Source organism: Okeania sp. SIO3I5 (assembly GCF_010672085.1).
Taxonomy (GTDB): Bacteria; Cyanobacteriota; Cyanobacteriia; order Cyanobacteriales; family Microcoleaceae; genus Trichodesmium.
The window spans coordinates 1-6316 of the sequence record NZ_JAAHHT010000371.1; the positions used below are offsets into that span (position 1 = coordinate 1).

3 protein-coding genes and 1 pseudogene are annotated in these 6316 nt (G+C 39.2%); all 4 read right to left on the minus strand.

Features of this window, described 5'->3' with window-relative positions:
- Window positions 1-883: pseudogene (locus tag F6K40_RS37980) on the minus strand (signal transduction protein); the annotation flags it as partial.
- Between the two features lie 420 nt (window positions 884-1303).
- On the minus strand, window positions 1304-2353 hold the full coding sequence (locus F6K40_RS37985) for a Fe(3+) ABC transporter substrate-binding protein (RefSeq protein ID WP_293144796.1): 1050 nt from the start codon (window positions 2351-2353) through the stop codon (window positions 1304-1306).
- A 442-nt stretch (window positions 2354-2795) separates the two neighbouring features.
- The gene (locus F6K40_RS37990; RefSeq protein WP_293144799.1) at window positions 2796-2942 is read right to left on the minus strand and encodes a hypothetical protein; all 147 of its coding nucleotides are present in this window, start codon (window positions 2940-2942) and stop codon (window positions 2796-2798) included.
- A 93-nt stretch (window positions 2943-3035) separates the two neighbouring features.
- Window positions 3036-6316 (minus strand): SdrD B-like domain-containing protein (locus F6K40_RS37995; protein ID WP_293144802.1); only part of this gene is annotated, 3281 nt, incomplete at its 5' end.

The window sequence follows — 6316 nt, forward strand, 5'->3', positions numbered from 1 at the left end:
CAGAATTTTCAGACATATAGCCCCCCTTACCAAGGGGGGTTGGGGGGATTGACTCCTTACCAAGGGAGGTTGGGGGGATAGATGCCAACATCACGGCAAAATAACTCATCAAAGTTGTTTTTCCCGAACCAGGCGCACCCAATATTACAAATTTCCGCGACTGACTTTGAGTCAATAATTCCGAAGCTAAAAATTTTCTGCCAGAGGTATTTACTAATAATTCTCTGTCTAATTTTTCCCCACTTCCAGCTAACAATAAATCCCGTTCAAAACCGCCTCCCGTAGAGACATCTTCCAACACATCCGGCATCACAAAAATATTAGCTAATTTCTCCGACTTTTCCACCTCTTGTCCAGGCACAGAAATGCCAGCAAATTTCACATCATCAAACCAATTAGCTAACTGTTCAAAATAATTTTGTTTAGCAACCTGAAATTTAATATAAGTATCAGTTTTTTGAAAATAAGCATCAACAAATATTTCAATCCAAGACTGTAAACTTTGTTGATTTAATTGAATCTTTTTAGCTTCAGCTTCCCGTTTAAAAATGCTAATTAAAATATCAATATCAGGCTTACCTTGATTAATTAATGGTTTTTGTAATTCCTGCAAAACACCATAATTATCAAAATATTTGCTGAGAAATTTGTTAACTCCATTCCATCCATCGGGTTTAGCAGAATAAAATAAAAGTTGTTGAGGATGGAGTGTTTTTTCCCATTCCCGAACAGCTTTTTCTCCAGAAATAATTGCCTTTTCTACATCTGTTTTATTGAGAAGTTGAACGAAGCGATCGCTACCTTGTTTCAAAACACCACCCAACAAAGGAGCAGCTATTTTTGGTAATTCCCAACCTGCTAATCCTACTAAACTTGGTTCCATAATTTTATCTTTATAGCAATCCTATTTTATTTGTCTATAAAAATCTTATCCGCTTTTAGGAAATAGGGAATAGGTAATATCAAATCCTGGTAATTACTATACCTAAGTCATTGGGACTGGAACGGAGCGGAAGGAAGCAATCTCTTATGTTTAGGAGATTGCTTCCTATCGTGGTAATGACTACTGTTCAACCGGATTTTAGATAACAGAGATTCGTGGCAAAAATTTATCAAAGAGGTGGCATTAGTAAATGATTGTATAATTTTTAGAACGGCTGTTCCCCCCTACAGTAGTCAGTAGTTAAAACAGCTTTTTTCCTTACTATCAATCTTGCTCTGATACAAATTTAATACCTGATTTTACCAATGCCAAAGAAGTAATTATCCATTATCAATTATCCATTATCCATTAATTAACTCTCTATTTCCAACCTACACGATCCATTAATTTAATCGCTTCAGGATTCAACTTACCATAAACAGAAACATTAGTAGAATCACTCTTGAAATCACCAAAAGTTTTCAAAACGCCAGGAACAGGTACACCGGCAACTACAGGATACTCGTTATTACCTTCAGAGAATATTTTTTGAGCTTCTGGACTGGTTAAATGTTCGAGAAATTTAATTGCACCCTCTTTATTGGGAGCAGTTTTAACTACCCCGCCACCACTAATATTAACGTGAGTACCCCGCCCATTTTGGTTCGGGAAAAACATACCCACTTTTTCTGCAACTGCTTTATCTGCTGCTTTCGTAGATCTTTTTAAACGCGCTAAATAGTAGCTATTAGCAATACCAATATCACCTATACCAGCAGCAACAGCTTTTATTTGAGCAGTGTCATTTCCTTCTGGAGGTCTGGCAAAATTGCTAACAAAGCCTTTTGCCCAACTCTCAGTCGGTGACATTCCCAGAATTTCAATTAAAGATGCGACTAAAGATTGGTTGTAAATATTGCTCGAAGACCGGATCACAATTTTACCTTTCCATTTACCTGTAGCTAAATCTTCATAAGTTGATAGCTCAGAGGGTTGAACTTTATCTTTGTTATACATGATTACCCGTGCCCGTCTCGAGAAACCAAACCATAAGTTTTCGGGACTGCGGAGGTTAGCTGGAATTTTACTGTTGAGAATAGAGGAAGAAACTGGTTGCAAGATTCCGTCTTCTTGGGCACGCCACAAATTACCTGCATCAACTGTGATGAAGACATCTGCGGGACTGTTGGCTCCTTCACTTTTGATTCGTTCGATTAACTCCTCTCCCTTACCTTCAATTAGGTTAACTTTGAAACCAGTTTTTTTGGTGAAACTGTCGTAAAGAACTTGATCAGTGTCGTAGTGCCGTGAAGAATAGAGATTAATTTCACGACTTTGGGCTAATCCTCGGTTGCTTTTTCCCAGTTCAGCGATCGCTACGGTTGCCATTGCTGTGCCTGTTCCTAGAAATACTCGTCTAGTGATTTTCATTTTTTATTTTCTCCTTATTTGTTTTTGGTAAGCAGGTATAGATAATTACCTAATACTTGCTAATTAATTTTAATAGTATTGCAATTCTTTCTTAATAAATTAAATAAATTTAATCCTTTATTGGGATTAATTTATATAAAATTAGGCTTTACTACTCAAAGCCTATAATGATTTGACCTGATTTTGTCTATAAAATAGTGACTTTCATAATTAATAAATTATTTCTAGACACTACCTCATTTAACTCAGAATTTTTATTACATCATAATCAAATATATTTGTCAAGTAATTATTAATAAATTCTATCATAAACATAACATATTGTCCTATTTTTAATGACAATTGTTTAGCGAGGACAATCTCCTATTGTTAAACAAAATTGTGTACCAAACGCCAAAAAAAGAGTTTCACAGAGGTAATTTCTGTGAAACTCTTAATTAATTTAACTATTTATATCATGTCCGGTAGCATCGTTTGTGTATAGAGTTAAGTCACAACTGGAAGAAACCCTCCTGACTCCTGTACGGGCGTTAACGATAGTTATGCGAAGCAAACGGCCGTTCGCCCCTACTACTCCTGACTCCTCCATTTTTATTTATAACTATTCAACCGGACATGATATTACCTGACTTTGACAGCTAGATTTGCTATTGCCGATATATAGAAAATCTATTCAAGAAAATTAGATGAATTCAGGATTAACATAGTGACTCCAATCTTCATCGGTGATACCGGGGAAACCATTGACACTAACAGTACCAATATTTTCATAAACACCGTTGCTTGTTTCACCAGGTACAGAAATATCAAGTTTTCTCAACTTGAAGCCATCGTGATTGTGGTCGGTACGAGCAGCAATAACCAAGGTATTACCTTTTAACTCATCAGCATTAAAGTCAGCCCAGCGATCGTAGTTACCGCCGTTGTTATTTTCCTTAGCGAAGTCATTTAAGATATCGCTATTCAAATCATCTGTAATATCTCCATCGCGATTACCTATCCAGACTGTGATATCGCTATCGCCGTCAACATAATCTAGGAATGCGCGATCGACAATTACTTCTTCCTCGAACTCAAAGAGGATATAATCATTACTACCACCATTATCTACTCGGTGACCGGAACCACTTTCATTACGGTTAGTAACACCTAAACCACCGCCATAAGCTCCCAGATAAGCAGTCCTCCAGTCTCCACCACTCTTATTACTGCTGAATGCACTGACATCTACTGATACACCATTTTCAGTAAAGGTACGAACATTTCCGTAATTACCTGTTGTGTAACTGTTACCTGTGAGGTTGAACCGGATGTCTTGGGAACTTGTAGTAGTTGTTAAATCTGCAGCAATTCCTGTCTTTGTGTAAATCCAGGTTTCACCAGGGTCTAAGATGTTATTTCCATTTCCATGTTGTGTGGGATCGACATCGGTGATTTCGCCTTCTTTGTCGTCAGTAACCTCAACTTCACTTTTAGCAAAGGGTACATCACCAGTGTTGGTTACTTCATAAGTCCAAATAACCTCCTGACCAGCAGCGATTTCTTTTGCTTGCTCTGGAGTATCAGCATCTACAGCATCAGCAGGATCAGCACCTACAATGTTGGTAGACTTTTCAATGTCGATACCAGGATTTTCTGGCTCTGGTTCTGGTTCGCCTTCAGGATTAGTGTAACCACTTTGGTCTTCATCACTTACAGAACCAGCGGTTACAGTTCCAATATTGACGTAATTGCCGATGCTTGTTTCATCCGGTACAGAAATATCAAGCTTTTTCAGTTTGAAGGCATCATTACTGTCATTTGTTTTCGCCGCAATAACCAGGGTATCACCCGTTAACTCATCAGCATTAAAGTTAGCCCAGCGAGCGCGGTCACCACCGCCATTGCCACCATTCTTATTTTCCTTGGTGAAGTCATTTAAGATATCGCTGTTCAAAAGTGAGATATCTCCATCGAGATCGCCTATCCAGACTGAAATATCACTATCATTGCTGATGTAAGTAAGGAATGCGCGATCTACAGTTACTGCTTCGTCGAACTCAAAGAGGATATAATCGTTGCTAGTACCATTATCCGCTCGGTGATAATGACCACTTTCATTACGGTTGGTAACACCTAAACCACCGCCATAAGCTCCCAGATAAGCAGTTCTCCAGTTTCCACCACTCTTGTTACTGCTGAATGCACTGACGTCCACTGATACACCATTTTTAGTAAAGGTACGGACATTTCCGTAACTACCTGTTGTGGAACTATTACCTGTAAGTTTGAAGGTGATGTCTTGGGAACTGGTGCCAGTGCTTAAGTCTTGAGCGATTCCTGTCTGCTCATAAATCCAGGTTTCACCAGGATCTAAGGTAGAATCATCATTTCCATTGATTTTGCCAACTATATTGGTGATTTCGCCTTCTTGATCGTCAATTACTTCAACTTCACTTTCGTCAAAGGATACATCACCAGTGTTAGTTACTTCATAAGTCCAAGTAACCGTATCACCTGCAGCAATTGCTACTGCTTCCTCTATGGTGTCAGCATCTACACCGTTGGTTGACTTTTCAATATCGATACCAGGATTTTGAGGATCTGGTTCAGGGTTAACATAGTGGCTAGGATCGGAATCTTCGACACCATCAGCAACAACTGTACCAATGTTCTTATAGATGCCATCACCGATGCTGTCGAAATCTAAGCCCGAAATAGCACCACTACCAGCAAGTTCAACTTCTATCTTTACAACATCACTATCATCGATATTTAAAGTTTGGAGGCTAGCATCACCAGTAGCAGGAATTGAGGTAGTAGTTACATTTCCATCAGAATCAGTAGTGCGAACTTCACCACCTACTTCTTCAATATCTACTAAGTTAATAGAGTTGAATTCGACTGGGTTATCCAAGTCAAAGGTAATTACGCCACCACCACCATCGTCATCAGGATCGGAACTGTCACCATCTTCGGAAATGATTAAGATGTTACCTTCAGTATCTGTTGCTAAATCGGAATCTCCACCAGTTGGGTTAGCACTATCAAATATCATCGCACCGAATTCAGTCGCGGAAATCGTTACCCCTAAGTTCTGGTATTCATCATCAATAATAGTACCTGCTGCTAAATCATTACCTTCACCATCGGTTTCAAAATCAATAACGGTGTTAGTAACGGTAGACAAATCTTGAGCAATTCCTGTCTGCTCGTAAATCCAAGTTTCACCAGGATCTAGGGTGTTATCATCATCTCCATTGATTTTGTCAACGATATTGGTAATTTCGCCTTCTTGATCGTCAATTACTTCGACTTCACTTTCGTCAAAGGATACATCACCAGTGTTAGTTACTTTATAAGTCCAAGTAACTGTATCACCCGCAGCAATTTCTGGTGCTAGTTCTGGAGTGTCAGCATCTACGTCGTTAGTTGACTTTTCAATTTCGATACCAGGATTTTGAGGAATTTCCACAATTCCCGCATCAATTGTGGGATTATTTTCACCAGGAGCTAGGGTAACTATTGGTGTCACACCATTGGCGTCAGCATCAGAGTCGGCTGCATCATCACTACCTTGGTTAGCATCAGTAAATTCAAATCCATCAGGTAAAGTAGACTCATCAAAAGTTACTTGATACTCTTCACCAGGATTGAGGTTGGTGAAAGAATACATACCGTTCTCATCAGTGGTAGTCGTTTCTGTGGTGTTGTCCCCAACAGTGTCAATGTCACCATCGGCTCCACCACCAGTTAAAGTCACTGTTACACCATCTACTCCATCTTCTCCTGCATCTTGAATACCATCACCATCATCATCAAAGAATACTTTGTCTCCTAAAGAAGCAGGTTCTGGTGGAATTTCCACAATTCCCGCATCAATTGTGGGATTATTTTCACCAGGAGCTAGGGTAACTATTGGTGTCACACCATTGGCGTCAGCATCAGAGTCGGCTGCATCATCACTACCTTGGTTAGCATCAG